Source organism: Peteryoungia wuzhouensis (genome assembly GCF_003205195.1).
Classification (GTDB): Bacteria; Pseudomonadota; Alphaproteobacteria; order Rhizobiales; family Rhizobiaceae; genus Allorhizobium; species Allorhizobium wuzhouense.
Map to the genome: position 1 here is coordinate 66,882 of NZ_QJRY01000011.1, position 19,574 is coordinate 86,455.

General features: G+C 61.7%; 20 protein-coding genes and 1 tRNA gene. 15 read left to right on the forward strand and 6 right to left on the reverse strand.

The genetic code is table 11. From position 1 onward, the window contains the following. The first annotated feature begins 46 nt into the window (after window positions 1-46). From nusA to DMY87_RS22620, 10 genes are all read left to right on the forward strand, one after another. Window positions 47-1,660 (forward strand): transcription termination factor NusA, encoded by a 1,614-nt coding sequence (nusA, locus tag DMY87_RS22575; RefSeq protein WP_110793887.1) that lies wholly within the window; start codon window positions 47-49, stop codon window positions 1,658-1,660. Further along, the gene (locus DMY87_RS22580) at window positions 1,660-2,343 is read left to right on the forward strand and encodes an RNA-binding protein (protein WP_110793888.1); all 684 of its coding nucleotides are present in this window, start codon (window positions 1,660-1,662) and stop codon (window positions 2,341-2,343) included. The genes nusA and DMY87_RS22580 overlap by 1 nt, the downstream gene beginning before the upstream one ends. 101 nt (window positions 2,344-2,444) lie before the next feature. After that, window positions 2,445-5,147 (forward strand): translation initiation factor IF-2, encoded by a 2,703-nt coding sequence (gene infB / locus DMY87_RS22585; RefSeq protein ID WP_110793889.1) that lies wholly within the window; start codon window positions 2,445-2,447, stop codon window positions 5,145-5,147. A gap of 168 nt (window positions 5,148-5,315) precedes the next feature. Continuing rightward, on the forward strand, window positions 5,316-5,720 hold the full coding sequence (gene rbfA, locus DMY87_RS22590; protein WP_110793931.1) for a 30S ribosome-binding factor RbfA: 405 nt from the start codon (window positions 5,316-5,318) through the stop codon (window positions 5,718-5,720). A gap of 12 nt (window positions 5,721-5,732) precedes the next feature. Continuing rightward, window positions 5,733-6,662: a tRNA pseudouridine(55) synthase TruB gene (truB, locus tag DMY87_RS22595; RefSeq protein ID WP_110793890.1), complete on the forward strand. Its 930-nt coding sequence runs from the start codon at window positions 5,733-5,735 to the stop codon at window positions 6,660-6,662. A 163-nt stretch (window positions 6,663-6,825) separates the two neighbouring features. Then, window positions 6,826-7,095 carry a 30S ribosomal protein S15 gene (gene rpsO, locus DMY87_RS22600; RefSeq protein ID WP_110793891.1) on the forward strand — a complete coding sequence of 90 codons (270 nt, stop codon included), beginning with the start codon at window positions 6,826-6,828 and terminating at the stop codon, window positions 7,093-7,095. A 316-nt stretch (window positions 7,096-7,411) separates the two neighbouring features. Beyond that, window positions 7,412-9,553 (forward strand): polyribonucleotide nucleotidyltransferase, encoded by a 2,142-nt coding sequence (gene pnp, locus DMY87_RS22605; protein WP_110793892.1) that lies wholly within the window; start codon window positions 7,412-7,414, stop codon window positions 9,551-9,553. Window positions 9,554-9,654: 101 nt separating this feature from the next. Continuing rightward, window positions 9,655-10,671: a class I SAM-dependent methyltransferase gene (locus DMY87_RS22610; protein WP_110793893.1), complete on the forward strand. Its 1,017-nt coding sequence runs from the start codon at window positions 9,655-9,657 to the stop codon at window positions 10,669-10,671. Between the two features lie 116 nt (window positions 10,672-10,787). Then, window positions 10,788-11,816 (forward strand): AraC family transcriptional regulator, encoded by a 1,029-nt coding sequence (locus tag DMY87_RS22615; protein ID WP_110793894.1) that lies wholly within the window; start codon window positions 10,788-10,790, stop codon window positions 11,814-11,816. 211 nt (window positions 11,817-12,027) lie between these two features. Further along, window positions 12,028-12,288: a helix-turn-helix domain-containing protein gene (locus DMY87_RS22620; protein ID WP_245409016.1), complete on the forward strand. Its 261-nt coding sequence runs from the start codon at window positions 12,028-12,030 to the stop codon at window positions 12,286-12,288. 154 nt (window positions 12,289-12,442) lie between these two features. Here the strand turns inward: DMY87_RS22620 and fabB are convergent, their stop codons facing one another. Together fabB and fabA are read right to left on the reverse strand one after the other, a co-directional pair. Continuing rightward, window positions 12,443-13,666 carry a beta-ketoacyl-ACP synthase I gene (fabB, locus tag DMY87_RS22625; protein WP_110793895.1) on the reverse strand — a complete coding sequence of 408 codons (1,224 nt, stop codon included), beginning with the start codon at window positions 13,664-13,666 and terminating at the stop codon, window positions 12,443-12,445. A gap of 44 nt (window positions 13,667-13,710) precedes the next feature. After that, window positions 13,711-14,226 (reverse strand): 3-hydroxyacyl-[acyl-carrier-protein] dehydratase FabA, encoded by a 516-nt coding sequence (gene fabA / locus DMY87_RS22630; protein WP_110793896.1) that lies wholly within the window; start codon window positions 14,224-14,226, stop codon window positions 13,711-13,713. Window positions 14,227-14,535: 309 nt separating this feature from the next. Here fabA and irrA point away from each other — a divergent pair, with 309 nt between their 5' ends. Then, window positions 14,536-14,952 carry an iron response transcriptional regulator IrrA gene (irrA, locus tag DMY87_RS22635; protein ID WP_110793897.1) on the forward strand — a complete coding sequence of 139 codons (417 nt, stop codon included), beginning with the start codon at window positions 14,536-14,538 and terminating at the stop codon, window positions 14,950-14,952. 3 nt (window positions 14,953-14,955) lie between these two features. On the opposite strand, the gene DMY87_RS22640 is transcribed toward irrA, so the two are convergent. Continuing rightward, window positions 14,956-15,591 (reverse strand): trimeric intracellular cation channel family protein, encoded by a 636-nt coding sequence (locus DMY87_RS22640; protein WP_110793898.1) that lies wholly within the window; start codon window positions 15,589-15,591, stop codon window positions 14,956-14,958. 146 nt (window positions 15,592-15,737) lie between these two features. Between DMY87_RS22640 and DMY87_RS22645 the strand changes: the two genes are divergently transcribed. Next, complete coding sequence (locus DMY87_RS22645; RefSeq protein ID WP_165826429.1) at window positions 15,738-16,193, forward strand: hypothetical protein; 456 nt, start codon at window positions 15,738-15,740, stop codon at window positions 16,191-16,193. Between the two features lie 6 nt (window positions 16,194-16,199). Here DMY87_RS22645 and DMY87_RS22650 read toward each other — a convergent pair whose 3' ends face one another. Beyond that, window positions 16,200-16,991 carry a YdcF family protein gene (locus DMY87_RS22650; RefSeq protein ID WP_110793900.1) on the reverse strand — a complete coding sequence of 264 codons (792 nt, stop codon included), beginning with the start codon at window positions 16,989-16,991 and terminating at the stop codon, window positions 16,200-16,202. Window positions 16,992-17,133: 142 nt separating this feature from the next. On the opposite strand from DMY87_RS22650, the gene DMY87_RS22655 reads away from it, so the two are divergent. Beyond that, window positions 17,134-17,331 carry a hypothetical protein gene (locus DMY87_RS22655; protein WP_110793901.1) on the forward strand — a complete coding sequence of 66 codons (198 nt, stop codon included), beginning with the start codon at window positions 17,134-17,136 and terminating at the stop codon, window positions 17,329-17,331. Between the two features lie 107 nt (window positions 17,332-17,438). On the opposite strand, the gene DMY87_RS22660 is transcribed toward DMY87_RS22655, so the two are convergent. After that, window positions 17,439-17,514 (reverse strand) — tRNA-Ala (locus DMY87_RS22660). A 155-nt stretch (window positions 17,515-17,669) separates the two neighbouring features. Continuing rightward, window positions 17,670-18,053, reverse strand: a complete 384-nt coding sequence (locus DMY87_RS22665) for a TIGR02300 family protein (RefSeq protein ID WP_062277405.1) — start codon at window positions 18,051-18,053, stop codon at window positions 17,670-17,672. Window positions 18,054-18,269: 216 nt separating this feature from the next. Here DMY87_RS22665 and DMY87_RS24080 point away from each other — a divergent pair, with 216 nt between their 5' ends. Continuing rightward, window positions 18,270-18,620 (forward strand): hypothetical protein, encoded by a 351-nt coding sequence (locus DMY87_RS24080; RefSeq protein ID WP_133253051.1) that lies wholly within the window; start codon window positions 18,270-18,272, stop codon window positions 18,618-18,620. A 185-nt stretch (window positions 18,621-18,805) separates the two neighbouring features. Beyond that, window positions 18,806-19,444 carry a (d)CMP kinase gene (gene cmk, locus DMY87_RS22670; protein WP_110793902.1) on the forward strand — a complete coding sequence of 213 codons (639 nt, stop codon included), beginning with the start codon at window positions 18,806-18,808 and terminating at the stop codon, window positions 19,442-19,444. The last annotated feature ends 130 nt before the right edge of the window (window positions 19,445-19,574 follow it).

The following is a 19,574-nucleotide window of genomic DNA, read 5'->3' on the forward strand; positions in this document are numbered from 1 at the left end:
TAGCCCGAGAGCAGTTGCCCGGGTGTGAAGACGGAGACCTAAGACAATGGCAGTCAGTGCTAACCGGCTCGAGCTCTTGCAGATCGCAGATGCCGTTGCCCGTGAAAAGGTGATCGACCGCGAAATCGTGCTCGCCGCCATGGCCGACGCGATCCAGAAGGCTGCCCGTTCGCGTTACGGCACGGAAACGAACATCCGCGCCGACATCAACTCGAAGACCGGCGAAATCCGCCTGCAGCGTCTTCTCGAGGTGGTCGAAAAGGTCGAGGACTACTCGACCCAGATCGCGCTGGAACTGGCCCGCGACCGCAATGTCGACGCCAAGCTCGGCGACTTCATCGCCGACCCGCTGCCGCCGATGGATTTCGGCCGTATTGCTGCGCAGTCGGCCAAACAGGTCATCGTGCAGAAGGTGCGCGAAGCCGAGCGTGATCGCCAGTATGACGAGTTCAAGGACCGCATGGGCGAGATCATCAACGGCACCGTCAAGCGCGTCGAATACGGCAACGTGATCGTCGACCTCGGCCGTGGCGAAGGCATCATCCGTCGTGACGAGATGATCCCGCGCGAAGCCTTCCGTTACGGCGACCGCGTGCGCGCCTATGTCTATGACGTGCGTCGCGAACAGCGCGGCCCGCAGATCTTCCTGTCGCGTACCCATCCGCAGTTCATGGTGAAGCTGTTCACCATGGAAGTGCCCGAAATCTACGACGGCATCATCCAGATCAAGTCGGTTGCCCGTGACCCGGGTTCGCGCGCCAAGATCGCCGTCATCTCGAACGACTCGTCGATCGATCCGGTCGGCGCCTGCGTCGGTATGCGCGGTTCGCGCGTTCAGGCGGTTGTCGGCGAGCTTCAGGGTGAAAAGATCGACATCATTCCGTGGAGCCAGGATCCGGCTTCGTTCATCGTCAACGCCCTGCAGCCGGCTGAAGTCGCCAAGGTCGTTCTCGACGAGGATGCAGAGCGGATCGAAGTCGTGGTTCCGGACGAGCAGCTGTCGCTTGCCATCGGTCGCCGCGGTCAGAACGTGCGTCTGGCCTCGCAGCTCACCGGCTGGGACATCGACATCATGACGGAAGCCGAGGAATCGGAGCGCCGCCAGAAGGAATTCAACGAACGCACCAACCTGTTCATGGATGCGCTCGACGTCGACGAGATGGTCGGCCAGGTTCTGGCGTCCGAAGGCTTCGCCCAGGTCGAGGAAGTGGCCTATGTCGATCTGAACGAAATCGCCTCGATCGACGGTTTCGACGAAGACACGGCACAGGAAATCCAGACCCGTGCGCGCGAATATCTCGACAAGATCGAAGCCGAAATGGATGCCAAGCGCCGCGAACTCGGCGTTGCCGACGAGCTGCGCCAGATCGACGGCCTGACCTCGGCCATGCTGGTTGCTCTCGGCGAAGACGGCATCAAGACGATCGAAGACTTCGCCGGCTGCGCCGCCGACGACCTGATCGGCTGGAGCGAACGCAAGGACGGCGAGACGAAGAAGTTCGAGGGCCTGTTCTCGAAGTTCGACATCTCGCGTGCTGAAGCCGAAGCCATGATCGTGCAGGCTCGCCTGTCGGCCGGCTGGATCACCGAGGAAGACCTGGCTGCCGAAACGGCTGAGGCCGAAGTGGAAGGCGAAGCCGACGTCGAGCAGGAGGCGTGATGACCGCGCTGACGCCCGACGCGCCGGAGACCGAAGACGACTTCGACCTCTCCGATGCGAACGGACGGATGTGCATCGTCACCCGTGACAGCGGGTCGCCCGATACGCTGCTGCGGTTCGTGGCGGCACCGGACGGAACAATCGTTCCCGACCTGAAGCGGACGCTTCCCGGTCGGGGATGCTGGGTCAGTCCTCGCCGCGAGGCGGTGGACAAGGCTGTGGCGAAGAAGCTCTTCGCCCGGGCCTTGAAGCGGGATGTGAAGGCGGATCCGGACCTCGGAGCCGCCGTCGAACGCCTGCTGATCGCCCAGTTGACGGGCATGATGAACATGGCGCGCAAGGCCGGCCAGTTCATCAGCGGCGCTGCCAAGGTGGATGCCGCGGTCAGAAGCGGCGAGGTCATCGCGGTGTTCCATTCAAAGGACGCGGCGGCGGACGGCATACGGAAGATCGACCAGGCCCGAAAGGCCTGGCACCTCGGAACAGGAGCCGATGCGGAAATCCCCGCATTCCACCTTCTGACCGGGGCGGAAATGGACGAACTGATGGGCCAGAATGCGTTTATCCATGCTTGCGCGCTTGCAGGGCAGGCGGGTGAAGGTGTAGTGAAACGCGCAACTCTGCTCGAAACCTATCGCGGCCCTGTGCTGCAGGTCTCGAGCGCTGGCCCGAAACCACAATGACGCGGTCACCGGCGAAAGTCGGCCTCCGTGGTTTAGGACAGTATGTGAACGGCGTGGTCTGATGCTCGGCATCCGGCCTCGCTCGAAGGAACGGGAACGGAATGACCGACAACAAAGACGACAAGACTATCGGCGTGAAGAAGACACTCACCCTGAAGCCCTCGGGGATGAGCCAGGGTACCGTGCGCCAGGACATGGGGCGCGGCCGTACGAAGTCGGTCGTCGTCGAGACGGTGAAGCGCCGCCCGACCCGCCCGCTGGACGAAAAGCCGATTACTCCCATTGCTACACCTGCAGCTCAGGCCCCTGCTCCGGTGCAGGCTCAGGCACCGGCACCCGTTGCTGCCGCCCGTCCGGTGGCTGCGCCAACGCCGACGCCGACGCGCGTGCACCAGCCGACGCCGCAGCCGCAGCGTCCCCAGCAGCCGCAGCGCCCGCAGCCTTCGCAGCCGCCTCGTCAGCAGGAGCGCCCGCGTGGCGCCGTTCTGCACGACCTGTCGGCTGGCGAAATGGAAGCACGCCGTCGCGCCCTTGCCGAAGCGCAGGTTCGTGAAATCGAGGAAGCCAAGCAGCGCGTGATCGACGAGGCCCGCCGCAAGGCCGAGGCCGAAGAAGCTGCACGCCTGGCTGCCGAAGAGGCCGCACGCCGCGCCGCGGAACCGCAGCCCGAGCCGCAGCCGGAACCCGAAATCGCTCCGACCCCGGTCGCAGCTCCCGCAGCCAGTGCACCGGCGGCTGCCCGTCCGGGCGCTGCGCCTGCCGCTCCGGCTGCTCCCGGCTTCGTGCGTGGCCGCAAGGCGAACGACGAAGACGAAGAGCGCGCATCGCCGCGTGCCGTTCCTGGCCGTGGCAAAGTTGCCATGCCGGTCCCTGCCAAGGTTCCTGCCCGTCCGAAGGTCGAGGAAGACCGTCGTCGCGGCAAGCTGACCGTCACCACCGCCAATGTCGATGACGACGGTACGTCGCGCGGCCGTTCGCTGTCTGCCATGCGCCGCCGGCAGGAGAAGTTCCGCCGCAGCCAGATGCAGGAAACCCGCGAAAAGGTCATGCGCGAAGTCATCCTGCCGGAAACCATCACCATTCAGGAACTGTCGCAGCGCATGTCTGAGCGCGCCGTCGACGTCATCAAGTACCTGATGAAGGAAGGCCAGATGATGAAGCCGGGCGACGTCATCGACGCCGACCTCGCCGAACTCATCGCCACCGAATTCGGCCACACCGTGAAGCGCGTTTCGGAATCCGACGTCGAAGAAGGCATCTTCAACGTCAAGGACGACGAAGGCGAACTCGTGTCGCGTCCGCCGGTCGTGACCATCATGGGTCACGTCGACCACGGCAAGACCTCGCTGCTGGACGCCATCCGCAAGACCTCGGTCGTCTCGGGTGAAGCCGGTGGCATTACACAGCATATCGGTGCCTATCAGGTCGAGCAGAACGGCCAGAAGATCACCTTCATCGACACGCCCGGCCACGCCGCGTTTACCGCGATGCGTGCTCGTGGCGCCCAGGCGACTGACATCGCGATCCTCGTGGTGGCCGCCGACGACAGCGTGATGCCGCAGACGATTGAATCGATCAACCACGCCAAGGCGGCCAATGTGCCGATCATCGTGGCGATCAACAAGATCGACAAGCACGAGGCAAACCCGGAAAAGGTTCGCCAGCAGCTTCTGCAGCACGAAGTCTTCGTGGAATCCATGGGTGGTGAAGTGCTCGACGTCGAAGTTTCGGCGAAGAACAAGCTGAACCTCGACAAGCTGCTCGAAGCCGTGCTGCTGCAGGCCGAAATCCTCGACCTGAAGGCCGACCCGACCCGCACCGCCGAAGGTACGGTCATCGAAGCACAGCTCGACCGTGGCCGTGGCGCGGTTGCAACCGTGCTCGTGCAGAAGGGTACGCTGAAGCCTGGCCAGATCATCGTGGCTGGCGACCAGTGGGGCCGCGTGCGTGCGCTGGTCAACGACCAGGGCCTTCACGTCAAGGAAGCCGGACCTGCGATGCCGGTCGAAATTCTCGGCCTGTCCGGTACGCCGGCTGCCGGTGACAAGTTCGCCGTGGTCGAGAACGAAGCCCGCGCCCGCGAAATCTCCGAATATCGCCAGCGTCTGGCCCGCGACAAGGCGGCTGCCCGCCAGTCCGGTCAGCGCGGTTCGCTCGAACAGATGATGAGCAAGCTGCAGAACACCGGCTTCAAGGAGTTCCCGCTGGTCATCAAGGGCGACGTGCAGGGTTCGATCGAAGCCATTATCGGCGCGCTCGACAAGCTCGGCACCGACGAAGTGCGTGCCCGCATCGTGCATTCGGGTGCAGGTGCCATCACGGAATCGGATATCGCTCTGGCCGAGTCCTCGGACGCAGCCATCATCGGCTTCAACGTCCGTGCCAACGCACAGGCACGCACCGCAGCCGAACGTGGCGGCATCGAAATCCGCTACTACAACATCATCTACGATCTGGTGGATGACGTGAAGGCGGCGATGTCGGGCCTGCTCTCTCCGGAACGTCGCGAGACCTTCCTCGGCAATGCCGAAATCCTGGAGGTGTTCAACATCACCAAGACCGGCAAGGTCGCGGGTTGCCGCGTCGTCGAAGGCAAGGTCGAGCGTGGGGCCGGCGTGCGTCTGCTGCGCGACAACGTTGTCATCCACGAAGGCAAGCTCAAGACACTCAAGCGCTTCAAGGACGAAGTGGCCGAAGTGCCGATGGGCCAGGAATGCGGCATGGCCTTCGAGAACTACGAAGACATCCGCGCCGGCGACACGATCGAGTGCTTCCGCGTCGAACACATCACGCGTACGCTCTAAGAGCGGCCGCTTCGAAACAATATACTTCGGGCGCCGGATCTTCCGGCGCTCGCTGTATTTTGAGACAATGTCGCCTTCGGGCATGACACTTCGTGACAGACTTCATCCGATGCATCCGGACGCAGCCGCCCTGTGGACTGCATGACCGATGCGAAAGGCAAGACGACTATGACAAAACCAACCTCTTCGGCACCTTCGCAGCGCATGCTGCGCGTCGGCGAGCAGGTGCGTGCCGCCATCACCCAGGTGCTTCAGCGCGGGGAAGTGAATGACGACGTCATCGAGAAGACGGTGATTTCGGTCTCGGAAGTGCGCATGTCGCCGGACCTGAAGATGGCGACCGCCTATGTGGCGCCGCTCGGGGTTTCCGACCATGACGCTGTTATCGCGGCGCTCAACAAACATGCGAAGTTCATTCGCGGTCGCATCGGCGGCCAGCTTCGGCAGATGAAATACATGCCGGAGGTGCGCTTCCGCGACGATACCAGCTTCGACAACTACCAGAAGATCGATGCGCTCCTGCGCTCGCCGGAGGTCCAGCGCGACCTCGGTTCCGAAGACGACAAAGACTGAGAAACCATATAGATGTCCAAACCCAGAAAGCCCAAGGGCCGTCCGATTTCGGGCTGGCTCATCCTCGACAAGCCGGTGGATTTCGGCTCGACCGAGGCGGTCGGCAAGATCAAGTGGCTCTTCAATGCCCAGAAGGCCGGTCATGCCGGCACGCTCGATCCGCTGGCATCAGGCATGTTGCCGATCGCGCTCGGTGATGCGACCAAAACCGTTCCTTACGTGATGGACGGCCGCAAGATCTATGAATTCACCGTGACCTGGGGCGAAGAACGTTCGACCGACGACCTGGAAGGTGAAGTGACCCAGAGCTCCGCCCAGCGGCCGAGCGAAGAGGCAATCCGCGCGCTGCTGCCTGATTACACCGGCGTCATCAACCAGATCCCGCCGCAGTTCTCCGCGATCAAGATCGCCGGCGAACGGGCCTATGATCTGGCGCGTGAAGGCGAGACCGTCGAGATCCCATCTCGCGAGGTCGAGGTTCACCGCCTGACGCTTCTGAAATGCGAGGCCGACCGGGCGTTTTTCGAGGTCGAATGCGGCAAGGGCACCTATGTGCGTTCGCTGGCCCGCGACTTCGGACGAGAACTCGGCTGCTACGGGCATATCTCCGAACTGCGCCGCAGCTATGTGGCGCCCTTTGCCGAGGAGATGATGGTGCCGCTCGCCGAACTCGTGGCGCTTGAGGCGATCGAGGACAAGGACGAGCGTCTCGCGGCGCTGGATGCTTTCCTGGTGGATACGGCGGAGGCCCTGTCGGCTCTGCCGCAGCTGAGGATCACCGAGGACCAGGCGCATCGGCTGCGCATGGGCAATTCGATCATCGTGCGCGGCCGCGATGCGCCGGTGGCCGAACCCGAGGCGGTGGCCTTGTCCGGCAACAAGCTGGTGGCGATCGGCGAAATTGCCAGCGGCGAGTTTCATCCGCGCCGCGTCTTCAACTGACGCACTGCCGCCGCCTGCTCTTTTCCATGGCATCTTTCCTTATGCCTGGGAATGGAGTATAGGCGGCACCAGCTTGTGCCCTTGGCGCATGCATTCACGGCCAATGCTGGACGACATCCCGGCGTTTGGCGACCTGTTTCTCCTTATTTAGAAAGGATCCACGATGTCGATCACTGCAGAGCGCAAGGCCGCCCTCATCAAGGAATATGCCATCAAGGAAGGCGACACCGGTTCTCCGGAAGTTCAGGTCGCAATCCTGACCGAGCGTATCACCAACCTGACGGAACACTTCAAGGGTCACAAGAAGGACAACCACTCGCGTCGTGGCCTTCTGACCATGGTTTCGACCCGCCGTTCGCTTCTCGACTACGTCAAGAAGCAGGACGAGGCTCGTTACACCAACCTGATCACCCGTCTCGGCATCCGCCGCTAAACAGTTCCCGGCGGGTCTTCTGTCCAGAAGATCCGCCGGTTGCCTTTCCAGGTCGGGCCAATGGACCCGCACCCCGTCCCGCGCATGGATTTGCCAGGGACGAATGACAGGCCGGATGGGCCGGACCTGTCGATACCAACCGATGACCTGTCATGGGGCAGGATTGTTGGATGCTTCCGCGCCAAAAGGGCGAATTTGCGGGACGACCCGCCGGATCCGAAGCCTCCCACTGTCTTGCCCGTGATCGCGTCAGCACATTGCAGATGCTGCGAGCCCCCTTAACCGGCGGCCCGGTGCTGCATATGAAGGACAAGATATGTTTGATGTTCACAGCGTTGAAATCGAGTGGGCAGGCCGCCCGCTGAAGCTGGAAACGGGCAAGATCGCCCGCCAGGCCGACGGCGCCGTTCTCGCCACCTATGGCGAAACCGTTGTTCTCGCCACCGTCGTTTCGGCCAAGTCGCCGAAGCCGGGCCAGGACTTCTTCCCGCTCACCGTCAACTACCAGGAAAAGACCTATGCCGCCGGCAAGATCCCGGGTGGCTATTTCAAGCGCGAAGGCCGTCCTTCGGAAAAGGAAACGCTGGTTTCCCGCCTGATCGACCGTCCGATCCGCCCGCTCTTCCCGGAAGGCTACAAGAACGACACCCAGGTCGTCGTCACCGTCGTCCAGCACGACCTTGAAAACGATCCGGACGTCTTGTCGATGGTTGCCGCTTCGGCTGCGCTGACGCTCTCTGGCGTGCCCTTCATGGGCCCGGTCGGCGGCGCACGCGTCGGCTACATCAACGGCGAATACGTTCTCAACCCGCATCTCGACGAGATGGATGAATCGGTTCTCGACCTCGTCGTCGCCGGCACCTCCGACGCCGTCCTGATGGTGGAATCGGAAGCCAAGGAACTGAACGAAGACGTCATGCTCGGCGCCGTCATGTTCGGTCATCGCGGCTTCCAGCCGGTCATCGACGCGATCATCAAGCTCGCCGAAGTGGCTGCCAAGGAACCGCGCGAATTCGAACCGGAAGACCATTCCGCTCTCGAAGCCGAAATGCTGTCGATTGCCGAGACCGAGCTGCGCGCTGCCTACAAGATCACCCAGAAGGCTGATCGTTACGCTGCCGTGGACGCCGTCAAGGCCAAGGTGAAGGCGCATTTCTTCCCGGAAGGCGAAGAGCCGAAGTACACCAACGAAGTCGTCGGCGCCGTCTTCAAGCACCTGCAGGCGAAGATCGTTCGCTGGAACATCCTCGACACCAAGAGCCGCATCGACGGTCGTGACCTGTCGACCGTTCGTCCGATCGTGTCGGAAGTCGGCATCCTGCCGCGCACGCATGGTTCGGCCCTCTTCACCCGTGGCGAGACCCAGGCGATCGTTGTCGCCACGCTCGGCACCGGCGAAGACGAACAGTATGTCGATAGCCTCACCGGCATGTACAAGGAACGCTTCCTTCTGCATTACAACTTCCCGCCCTACTCGGTTGGTGAAACCGGCCGCATGGGCTCCCCGGGCCGCCGCGAAATCGGCCATGGCAAGCTTGCCTGGCGCGCCATCCGTCCGATGCTGCCGTCGGCCGACCAGTTCCCCTACACGCTGCGTGTCGTCTCCGAGATCACCGAGTCGAACGGCTCGTCCTCGATGGCAACCGTCTGCGGCACCTCGCTCGCTCTCATGGACGCCGGCGTTCCCTTGGCAAAGCCGGTCGCCGGTATCGCCATGGGCCTGATCCTCGAAGGCGAACGCTTCGCGGTTCTCTCCGACATCCTCGGTGACGAAGACCACCTCGGCGATATGGACTTCAAGGTTGCGGGTACTGCCGACGGCATCACCTCGCTGCAGATGGACATCAAGATCGCCGGCATCACCGAAGAGATCATGAAGGTCGCGCTCGGCCAGGCCCAGGGCGGTCGCAAGCATATCCTCGGCGAAATGGCGAACGCCCTTTCGGAAAGCCGTGGCCAGCTCGGCGAATTCGCACCGCGCATCGAAGTGATGAACATCCCGGTCGACAAGATCCGCGAAGTCATCGGTTCGGGCGGCAAGGTCATCCGCGAAATCGTCGAAAAGACCGGCGCCAAGATCAACATCGAAGACGACGGCACGATCAAGATCGCATCGTCCTCCGGCAAGGAAATCGAAGCGGCCCGCAAGTGGATCCACTCGATCGTCGCCGAGCCGGAAGTTGGCGTGATCTACGAAGGCACCGTTGTGAAGACCGCCGACTTCGGCGCCTTCGTCAACTTCTTCGGTTCGCGTGACGGCCTCGTGCACATCTCGCAGCTCGCTTCCGAGCGCGTTGCCAAGACCTCCGACGTCGTCAAGGAAGGCGACAAGGTCTGGGTCAAGCTGATGGGCTTCGACGAGCGCGGCAAGGTCCGCCTCTCCATGAAGGCCGTCGACCAGACGACCGGCAAGGAAATCGTTGCCGACAAGAAGGATGGCGAAGCGGCCGCTGAATAAGCGCGCCTTCGCTCTACCCGATCCGAGGCGCGGGAGACTATCCCGCGCCTTTTTCGTACGCACCATAACCGTTTCCGTCCGCCCGAAGAGAAGACCAAGCCATGAGCCGCGACACGCTGAAGACCCTGTTCCATCCGTTCACCACCGAGGCGGTTCCGCTGCCTGGCGCGGATCAGCGCTATCTCTTCCTCGGCGCCGAGGCAGGCTTCGCAAAACCTGAAGGTTTTGCTGCGGCGCTGACCGTGGTGCAGGACTTCCGGCCGGAATTTCGCCGTCTGGAAATGACCCACCAGAAGCCGGTGGCCGCTGTCGAGGGCGACAATTTCGACGGAGCGCTCGTTCTGTGCAGCAAACACAAGGGTCTCAACGAGGATCATGTTGCCGAAGCCCTGCGTCGTGTGAAGGCGGGTGGCCTTGTCATGATCGCCGGAGCCAAGGAGGAAGGGATCCTTCCGCTGCGCAAGCAGCTCGATCGGCTCGGCCTCGCCCCGGACTCGACCCCGAAATATCACGGCGTTGCGGTCTGGTTCATCGTCCCCGATGACGCGACCGCCGCAATCGCGGCACTCGCATCCAAGACCGTCACCGTCGAAGGGCGTTTCGAGACCAAGGCCGGTCTTTTCTCGCATGCGCATGTCGACGAGGGCTCCGAACTGCTGGCCAGCCGCCTTCCGACCGACTTCGACGGCAATGCTGCCGATTTCGGTGCCGGCTGGGGTTATCTGTCTGTGATGCTGGCCGAGGCTTCGCCGCGCACCAACCGCATCGACCTGTTCGAGGCAAGCCACAGCGCATTGGAGCATGCCAAGCGCAATCTCGCCCACAACCATCCTGACCTTACCACCCGCTTCTTCTGGCAGGACCTGGCGACAGAGCCGACCAAGGAGAAGTACGATCTGGTCATCATGAACCCGCCTTTCCATGAGGGCCATGCAGCCGAACCTTCGATCGGTGCAGCGATGATCAAGGGTGCCTATGATGCGCTGCGCAACGGCGGCAACCTGCTGATGGTCGCCAATCGCGGCCTGCCCTATGAGCCGGTTCTGGCCGCGCATTTCAAGCAGCACGGCGAAGTCTGCCGCAACGCCCGCTTCAAAGTGTTGTGGGCCAAGCGCTGAGGCGCCGAAGTCTCACGCCTCAGTGATGGAATGACCCGGGCGACGTGCTCGACTCCGGCTACGCCTTGGCTTACCATTTCATGCCAAGATCTTCCCTTTGGGCGACAGGGAATGGGATGGCGGGTCGGAACCTCACCGATGAACTGACAACCGTGGCCGGACTTGCGTCCGCCGTGGTCGTGCATGCGCTGTCCTACGGGATCGACATCAATCCCATCTGCAAGGCGCTGGAGATCGATCCAGCCTGCTTCCAGGACATGACCGCCCGGATCAGTCTCGATCGTCTGTGCCGGCTTCTGGAGGCCTGTGCGCTGCTGTCGGATGACGAAGCCTTCGGGGTCACCAGCGTCAAGGCATATGAGGCGGGATCGAGTGGTCCGTTCGGCTATGGTCTGATGTCTGCACCGACCGGCCTCGACCTCGTGCGCTTCGTCGATCAGCATATCCAATACGTGACCCATACCAGCTATTCGCGGCTGGTCATCGACGCGCAGGGCGCCCATCTCGCCTGGACATTCGCCCCCCTCATCGTCAAACGCGACCAGTATGTGGACATGTCGGTCGCGCTTGTCATGCAGCGCGTACGAGATCTGGCCGGGCTCACGGCGGATCTCGTCGAGGTCGAGCTGGAGCGACCGAAACCACGCAACCTGCAGCCTTTTCGTCAGTTTCTCACGAAGAAGGTGAGTTTTGGCGCCAGCATGAACTGCGTGCATTTTCCCCAAGCCTTCCTGGATACACACAATCCCACCGGGGACCGGCGGCTGTTCGAGTTGATGGATCTGCAATGCCGGAGCCTGAGGCCCGCGACGGCGGAACTGCAGAGCGACTTCGTCGATCAAGTGCGCCGGCACCTGCTGGTGCATGTTTCGCAGGACGAATACCCGCTCTCCGAGATCGCCCCCTATTTCGGCCTCTCGGAGCGGACCTTCCAACGACGGCTGGCGGATCACGGGACAAGTCTCAACGAGCTGCGCGATGGCATCAGGCGCGAGGTGAGCTATAATCTGCTGACCGAGAGCGAGCTGCCGATATCGGAGATCTGCTACAGGCTCGGCTATTCCGCACCCAGCGCTTTTACCCGTTCCGTCACGCGCTGGTTCGGCTCCACGCCGACTGAAGTTCGGGAGCGAAAGTCGGCGTGAACCGCACCCTGCTTGACAAGTCTGGCTGGATGCTGTGTCATCCCCAGACCCTGAGAAACAAGCCTCTCCAGGAAGAGCTTAATTAGCGCGTGTCGATAATTTTTTGGCGCACAGGGGTAACGACAATCTCCTTGATCGCCGTATAACCGCGCGCTGACGCCATGGCTTGCATGGCATTCTCCCATGGTATTTTCCAGCAATGAAAATGATGATGACCGATCCCCAAACGGCGCTCGGGCAGGAGCCCGGTTTCTCCTTGCTGACCGACAGGGAAATTCGTTGTCTGCAACTCGTCGCCGAGGGCAAGCGGCTGGAGGATGCGGGCAATATCCTCGTGCTGTCGCAGGAAGACGTGAGCGATGCCCTGGCCTCCGCGCAGATCAAGCTCGAGGCACGCAACCTGTTTCATGCCGTCAGTATTGCGATGCTGATGGGTGTGATCCGGCATACCGATCCGTTTCAACCGGAGTAAGCCGTGCTTGCACGGCTGGCGGACCACTTCGGATGGCGATGGCCTGGCGCGGAAACGTGCCAGGCCTTTTCTTTGACTCGGTCCGACGTCCCCAAACGACAATGGGGCGGCAAAGGCCACCCCATCCGGTTTGTCAGCGAAGAGATCGCAGATCTCAGCTGTTGTGGCGCTGGAAGACCAGGGTGGCGTTGGTTCCACCGAAGCCGAAGGAGTTTGACAGCACGGTATCGATCTTGGCGTTGTCGATGCGCTTGCGCACCACCGGCACGCCTTCGAATTCCGGATCCAGCTCGGTGATGTGGGCGCTCTCGCCGATGAACTTTTCCTGCATCATCAAGAGGCCGTAGATCGATTCCTGGACGCCGGCTGCACCCAGCGAGTGACCGGTCAGCGACTTGGTCGACTGGATATGCGGGATCTTGTCGCCAAAGACTTCCCGGATCGCGCCGATTTCCTTCGAATCACCCACCGGCGTCGAGGTGCCGTGCGTGTTGATGTAATCGACTTCGCCGGTGACGGTGGACAGGGCCTGGCGCATGCAGCGGATCGCACCTTCGCCTGAGGGTGCAACCATGTCGTAGCCATCAGACGTCGCGCCGTAGCCGACGACTTCGGCATAGATCTTGGCGCCGCGGGCCTTCGCGTGCTCCAGTTCTTCCAGAACCAGAACGCCCGCGCCACCGGCGATGACGAAACCGTCACGCGAGACGTCATAGGCACGCGATGCGGTTGCCGGCGTGTCGTTGTACTTCGACGACATGGCGCCCATGGCATCGAAGAGGCTCGACATCGACCAGTCGAGATCTTCGTGGCCGCCGGCAAAGACCATGTCCTGCTTGCCCCACTGGATCATCTCATAGGCATTGCCGATGCAGTGCGCCGAGGTCGAGCAGGCGGACGAGATGGAATAGTTGACGCCGTGCAGCTTGAACCAGGTGGCAAGCGTGGCGGACGCCGTCGACGACATCGCCTTCGGCACCGCGAACGGGCCGATACGCTTCGGGCTCTTGTTCTGGCGGACTATATCGGCCGCCTCGACGATCTGACGGGTGGACGGACCACCGGAGCCCATGATGATGCCAACGCGCTCATTCTGCTGATAATCGGCCTCTTCGAGGCCGGCATCGGCGATCGCCTGCTTCATGGCGACATGGTTCCAGGCGCCGCCCTGGGACAAGAAGCGCATGGCACGGCGATCGACCAGTTCGGTCGGATCGAGCGTGGGCTTGCCCCAGACCTGGCACTTGAAACCGTTTTCGGCGAAATCGGGAGAAAAGGTGATGCCGGACCTGGCATCCCGCAGCGATGCGGTGACTTCGGCGGCATCAGCACCGATGGAGGACACGATGCCAAGACCTGTTACTACAACCCGTCTCATCTCTCAGACCTTTTTCATGAACTTCAGGTGTGGACGGGGCCGGTTCAGGCCGCCTTGTCCTTCGACAGACCGACCCGCAGGTCGGTTGCCTGATAGATAGTTTCGCCATCGGCCTTTAACCAGCCATCAGCGGTACCAAGAACCAGACGGCCACGCATGACGCGCTTGAAGTCGATGCCGTATTCGAGGAGCTTGGTGTCCGGACGGACCATGCCCTTGAACTTCACTTCGCCCGTGGACAGCGCCATGCCGCGACCGGGCTCGCCGAGCCAGCCAAGGAAGAAGCCGGTCAATTGCCACATGCCATCGAGGCCGAGGCAGCCGGGCATGATGGGATTGCCCTGAAAATGGCAGGGGAAATACCAGTCATCGGGGCGCACGTCGTATTCGGCGCGGATGTAACCCTTGTCGAAGGCGCCACCGGTTTCCGAGATGTCGGTGATCCGGTGAACCATCAACATGGGCGGCAGCGGCAGCTGCGCATTGCCGGGACCGAAGAGTTCGCCACGGCCGCAGGAGAGGATTTCGTCGTAATTGTAGCTGGATTGTTTCGTTGTCATCGTTCTTCTTCTTCCCCCCTCTGCTTCACGTATCCGGACCCAATAGACCAAGACGGCGCTAAAATGAAGCCTTTCCGAGTGACGGGCCGCAGACGCGGATATGCGCCGATCGCCGGCCAGACCGGTTTCTTCCTCGTCGCATACAGGAAGCAAATGACCATCACCAGACCCAAAGGGCCGAAAAAGCAGCACATGCCGGGCCTGCTTCGGCTTGTCCCCACCCAAACTATTGAAACCGCCTGACTTTGAGGCTATATCCATCGCAAGGGACAGATATGCCCGCAGACAACTTGGAGTTCGTCTTTGACGATGGCACCCTGCCAAACCGGCATCGAGCTAAAATTGCGTCGTTCGGGCTTGCGCCCGACACGGCAGCGCATTGCTTTGGCCGGCCTGCTGTTTGCCAAGGGTGATCGCCATCTGACCGTCGAAGAACTGCATGAAGAGGCGATCGCTGCCGATTTCCCGGTATCTCTCGCCACCGTCTACAACACGCTGCACCAGTTTACCGAGGCCGGCCTGATCCGTGTTCTCGCCGTCGAGAGCGCGAAGACCTATTTCGACACCAACGTCTCCGACCATCACCACTTCTTCGTCGAGGGCGAAAATACCGTGCTCGACATTCCCGTGAACAATATTTCCATCGACAACCTGCCGGCTCCGCCGGAAGGGATGGAAATCGCTCATGTCGACGTGGTCATTCGTCTGCGCCCCAAACAGGGCTGAACCTCACATCACTTCATCGGGATGTCGGCCAGGCCTGCGTTTGTAGGTCGGGAAGGTCCAACCGAAAAAGAGTGCGCCTCCCCTGATCGTGAAGGCCGCAACCACGCCGGCAAGCGAGGCCAGATAAAGCGGCGCGCCCAGTTCATTGGCGAGCGTGAAGACGGCGGCGCCTGCAAGAGCGGCGGTGATGTAGATTTCCGGACGCAGCAGGACGGAGGGCTCGTTGGCCAGCAGATCACGCAACACACCGCCGAAACTCGCCGTCAGGGTGCCGGTGACGATCGCGATCGTCGGCGAACCGGTGGCGGCCAGACCCTTGACCGCGCCCATGACGCAATAGGCCGAGAGACCGATGGCATCGAGCCAGATCAGCAGGCGATAGCGCGATTCGACCAGATGGGCCGTGAAGAAGACCAGAACGCCGACCGCGCAGCAAACCAGGATATAATTGGGATTCAACACCCAGAAGACCGGCGTGCGGCCAAGCACGATGTCGCGCACGGTGCCGCCGCCGACGCCGGTGGCAACTGCGAAGAAGAGAAAGCCGATCATGTCGAGCTGCTTGCGGGAGGCCGCAAGCGCGCCGGTGGCCGCGAACAGCGCAACGCCGGCATAATCGAGATAAGACAGCAGCGACATTCATCCCTCCCCTGGCATTCCCACTGGCGCGCAGGGCCAGATTTGAATCACGCCGTTAACGCCGAGGCAAGCCGGAGGCGCTAGAGTTTTGACACTACCAGCCGCCATCTGATCCGGAGCATCCGATCGTGTCGTTCCTCAAGCACCTGTTCCTTGCCTTCACCGTTCTGCTGGTCGCATCGCATGCGGTGGCCCAGCAGGAACTGCTGAAGGATCCCGAAATGTATGAGAAGACCCACTACGCCAAGCGCTGCAGCGAAGCGAAGTTCGGCGCGGGCTTCATCGAACGGATCGACATCAACAATGACGGCATTCCGGACGCCGTGACCAACAGCAGCGAGATCATGTGCGACGGCGTTCGCGGTCCGGATTGCACCGCCGAGGGCTGCCCGTTCAACTTCTACCTCCAGGTCAAGGAGGGCGGCTATTTCATGATCGCCACGGCACAGATGTATTCCTATGATTTCATCAAGCGCTTCGGCAACATGGTCTTCGTTCTGAAGATGCATCCGCGTTATTGCGAACGCGACGAGGGCGCCGAGCCCTGCGAAATGACTGTGCGCGTGCGCGGCACGAAATTCCTCACCATCTCGAAGAAATGACGGGCCTCAGGGCGCGGGGAAAATCGTGTCGATTCGCCCCATTGCCCAATAGGCCAGAAGACCCAGCCATTCGCGGGTGGCGGTCGCCATCTGCTGGGCGTTCAGTGTTGGCTGGGTGAAATCGAGGCCGAGGCCGACCTTGCCGGTCGTGCGAAAATCCGTCGGCCACGGCGTGACGGCGATATCCGCCTTGCGGAACAGACCGACCGAGCGCGGCATGTGGAAGGCCGAGGTGATCAGCAGGCAATCAGAGAGGCCGTTTTGCGCGAGAATCTGGCGGCTGTTCTGTGCGTTCTCGTCCGTGTTGCGCGAGGTGGTCTCGGTCACCAGACGATCAGCGGGCAGGCCGAAAGCTCCGAAGAAGCGCAGGGATGCCGCCGCATCCCCCTCATAGGCGCCGCTCAGCGAGCCGTCACCGCCCGACACGAGGATCTTCGCCTGCGGATGGAGCAGCGCCAGCCGGAGCGCCTCGACGAATCGGTCGGCGGACTGGTTGAGCTCGATGCCACCCCTTGCTGTCGTCACCTCCGTCTCGAAGGCGCCGCCGAGCACGATCATGCAGGCGACATCGGCGGGATCTGAGGCCGGGCGGGGAAAACGGGCTTCGAGCACCTGCAGAAGATATGAGCCGGTCGTGGTGTAGAGCGTGACGAAGAGCAGCAGGAGGGCCGTTGCCAAGGCACCAACCGCTGCACGGTGCCATCGAACCAGCATCAACAGAAGCGCGAGCAGCCCCAGCAGGAAGACCAGAGACAGGGGCTGGACGGCCATCCAGAAGAGTTTCGACAACACGAACATGGCGCGCTCCTTCGCTTTGACGAATCTTCCGCGTGCAGGTTCGACCCACAGGCTTCCGTAACGTCAGCTTCGCTCAAGCAGGCGTTACTAAACCCTCGTGCCACTGTCATCATTTGGATTTGCACTTTTTCAGGAGGGGACCATGCGCTTCGCCATCGACACCGTGGACGATTCCGGCAATGACCGCATCTATATCGGCACCCCTCTCGACGTCACCGACAACACGCTGCGCCTGCGCCTGCGTGAGGGCGAGGTGAAACTCGAGATCCGCAAGATTATTGATTGGTTCCAGATCGACCGCAGCGAGAATGGCGAGACGGTGGAACTGTTGCCGCGGTGAGAGGCTGGGGCTGAGGCCCCGCCAAAAGCAAAGCATAGCATTGCTTTTTCGTGGTGCACGAGACCCAAACTGGGAACGTCTGTCGCCTAATTTGATCTGGGAAAATTTGGTGGAGCTAAGCGGGATCGAACCGCTGACCTCTTGCATGCCATGCAAGCGCTCTCCCAGCTGAGCTATAGCCCCATCAGGGTACCGGGTAATTTCCGGCTCCGGGAACCCCGTGGAAAGCACCGCTTCCGGTGGGGTGGCGGCTTGATACTTCCGGTCGTCGGAGATGGCAAGCCGAAAAATGAAAGCCCGGGCATTTTTTTAGGCCCGGGCTCGAAATCCTTGAAAAATCAGACTTCGTCGTCGTCGCCGGGCACGCCAATGAGACCGGTCATGTCGTCATCGTCGTCGTCTTCGTCGGCTTCCAGGAAGGTGTCATCGTCGTCGCCATCGATCTCGACGTCGTCATCGCCCATGTCGGGGATGTCGTCGCCGGATGCCTCGTCGGCGTCCTCGAGCGAGACCAGTTCGACGTCGGTGTTTTCGGTGTCGACTTCTGCGACCTCCTCTTCCTCAGCCTTCTCCATGATGGCTGCGACCGAGGTTTCCTCGAAATAGGAAAGCGGCCAGGACTTGCCCGTGTACGGCGACACGATCGGGTCCTTGTTCAGGTCGTAGAATTTCTTGCCGGTGTCGGGGCAAGTGCGTTTCGTTCCAAGTTCTGCCTTCGCCACTGTCAAAGCCTCATGAAGTCGTGAAGAATAAGGGGCATGCGCCAAGCGCCCGGCGCGAGGCCGGCCAAACTGTAGTCGGTCCCCTTAATCGCTGGCACTGCGTCTGTCAAAGGCAATCTGCACCGTCGAATTCGCAAGCGTTGGCTGGGATGCTTCCCTTGGCAAGATAACCGGCGCTTGGTAAAGACATGTGGACGGCAACGCGGGCATGAATGGATGATCATCGCGACCTATGCGGCAGTCGCTACGTCTTTTGCTGCATCATATTTGATGGCTAGGAAACGACTAGCAAAACGTCGAATATCAGTCTCTGTCGGCTTTGAGTTCCTTGTTGCGCCCCTGCTATTGATTGCGGGTGTCATTTGGCTTTCATCCTTGTCAGGCGCTTCAGAAGAATGGACAGCTGGAACGCTCGGCGCGGCGGTCTTGCTTGTCGGCTTCGTGTTTTTTAGTCTCGGTCCTGCCGCTTTTTTCCTGATGTTTGCGCTTGGCGCGATGCTGAGTGCGGGAAATCCGCTGACGACGTCATATCCTGGCTCAGTCCACGACGGCTCCTGCTGGTGCTAACTGCTCTCCTGGGTGGAGACGTTGCCGCCTTCCTTGTTGGATGGCTTGCACCAATGCGGCATCCATCCCCTCGAAGCGAGGAGGGCGCCGCTGCCGCGATGTGGACAAACAAAGATGAGCGAAGCATATGAAGTCTCACGACCTGTTGGTTGCCATCAAGTCGTAGTGGCTCGAACGGATAAATTATGGAACTTACAATCGCCATCGACGGGCCGGCAGCGGCCGGCAAGGGGACCTTGTCGCGCAAGATTGCCGAGACTTACGGCTTTCACCACCTCGATACAGGGCTGACCTATCGGGCCACCGCCAAGGCGCTGATCGATGCCGGGCTGCCGCTCGACGACGAGGCGGTCGCGGAGGCGGTCGCGCGCGATCTCGACCTCGGCGGGTTGGATCGTGATGTGCTGTCTGCGCACGCGATCGGCGAAGCGGCGTCGAAGATCGCCGTGATGCCGGCTGTGCGCCGGGCGCTGGTCGAGGCGCAGCGGGCGTTTTCTACCCGGCTGCCCGGCACGGTACTCGACGGGCGCGACATCGGCACAGTCGTGTGCCCGCAGGCGCCGGTGAAGCTCTATGTGACGGCCTCTCCGGAGGTGCGTGCTCGCAGGCGTTACGACGAGATCATCGCCAAGGGGCTGGATGCCGATTTCGAGGCGATTTTCGCCGACGTGAAGAAGCGTGACGAGCGCGACATGGGGCGGGCCGACAGCCCTTTGAAACCAGCCGAAGACGCGCACTTGCTAGACACCTCCGAAATGAGTATAGAGGCCGCATTCTCGGCGGCGAAGGTACTCATCGACGCTGCCCTGACGAAACTGCGCTGATCCGGAACCGGCCGAGCCGCTTTCCGTTTCAGTTGGCCACTTCCCCGTCCCCGCGCCGGACAGCTCTCCACAGAGAGCGGATGGAGGATTTGGTCCCGACCAACACGAACCACCGGCGCAATCCGCATCC

Coding starts and splice junctions, on each gene's coding strand:
- nusA (WP_110793887.1), top strand. CDS start 47: ATGGCAGTCAGTGCTAACCGGCTCGAGCTCTTGCAGATCGCAGATGCC.
- DMY87_RS22580 (WP_110793888.1), top strand. CDS start 1,660: ATGACCGCGCTGACGCCCGACGCGCCGGAGACCGAAGACGACTTCGAC.
- infB (WP_110793889.1), top strand. CDS start 2,445: ATGACCGACAACAAAGACGACAAGACTATCGGCGTGAAGAAGACACTC.
- rbfA (WP_110793931.1), top strand. CDS start 5,316: ATGACAAAACCAACCTCTTCGGCACCTTCGCAGCGCATGCTGCGCGTC.
- truB (WP_110793890.1), top strand. CDS start 5,733: ATGTCCAAACCCAGAAAGCCCAAGGGCCGTCCGATTTCGGGCTGGCTC.
- rpsO (WP_110793891.1), top strand. CDS start 6,826: ATGTCGATCACTGCAGAGCGCAAGGCCGCCCTCATCAAGGAATATGCC.
- pnp (WP_110793892.1), top strand. CDS start 7,412: ATGTTTGATGTTCACAGCGTTGAAATCGAGTGGGCAGGCCGCCCGCTG.
- DMY87_RS22610 (WP_110793893.1), top strand. CDS start 9,655: ATGAGCCGCGACACGCTGAAGACCCTGTTCCATCCGTTCACCACCGAG.
- DMY87_RS22615 (WP_110793894.1), top strand. CDS start 10,788: ATGGCGGGTCGGAACCTCACCGATGAACTGACAACCGTGGCCGGACTT.
- DMY87_RS22620 (WP_245409016.1), top strand. CDS start 12,028: ATGACCGATCCCCAAACGGCGCTCGGGCAGGAGCCCGGTTTCTCCTTG.
- fabB (WP_110793895.1), bottom strand. CDS start 13,666: ATGAGACGGGTTGTAGTAACAGGTCTTGGCATCGTGTCCTCCATCGGT.
- fabA (WP_110793896.1), bottom strand. CDS start 14,226: ATGACAACGAAACAATCCAGCTACAATTACGACGAAATCCTCTCCTGC.
- irrA (WP_110793897.1), top strand. CDS start 14,536: ATGGCACCCTGCCAAACCGGCATCGAGCTAAAATTGCGTCGTTCGGGC.
- DMY87_RS22640 (WP_110793898.1), bottom strand. CDS start 15,591: ATGTCGCTGCTGTCTTATCTCGATTATGCCGGCGTTGCGCTGTTCGCG.
- DMY87_RS22650 (WP_110793900.1), bottom strand. CDS start 16,991: ATGTTCGTGTTGTCGAAACTCTTCTGGATGGCCGTCCAGCCCCTGTCT.
- DMY87_RS22655 (WP_110793901.1), top strand. CDS start 17,134: ATGCGCTTCGCCATCGACACCGTGGACGATTCCGGCAATGACCGCATC.
- DMY87_RS24080 (WP_133253051.1), top strand. CDS start 18,270: ATGATCATCGCGACCTATGCGGCAGTCGCTACGTCTTTTGCTGCATCA.
- cmk (WP_110793902.1), top strand. CDS start 18,806: ATGGAACTTACAATCGCCATCGACGGGCCGGCAGCGGCCGGCAAGGGG.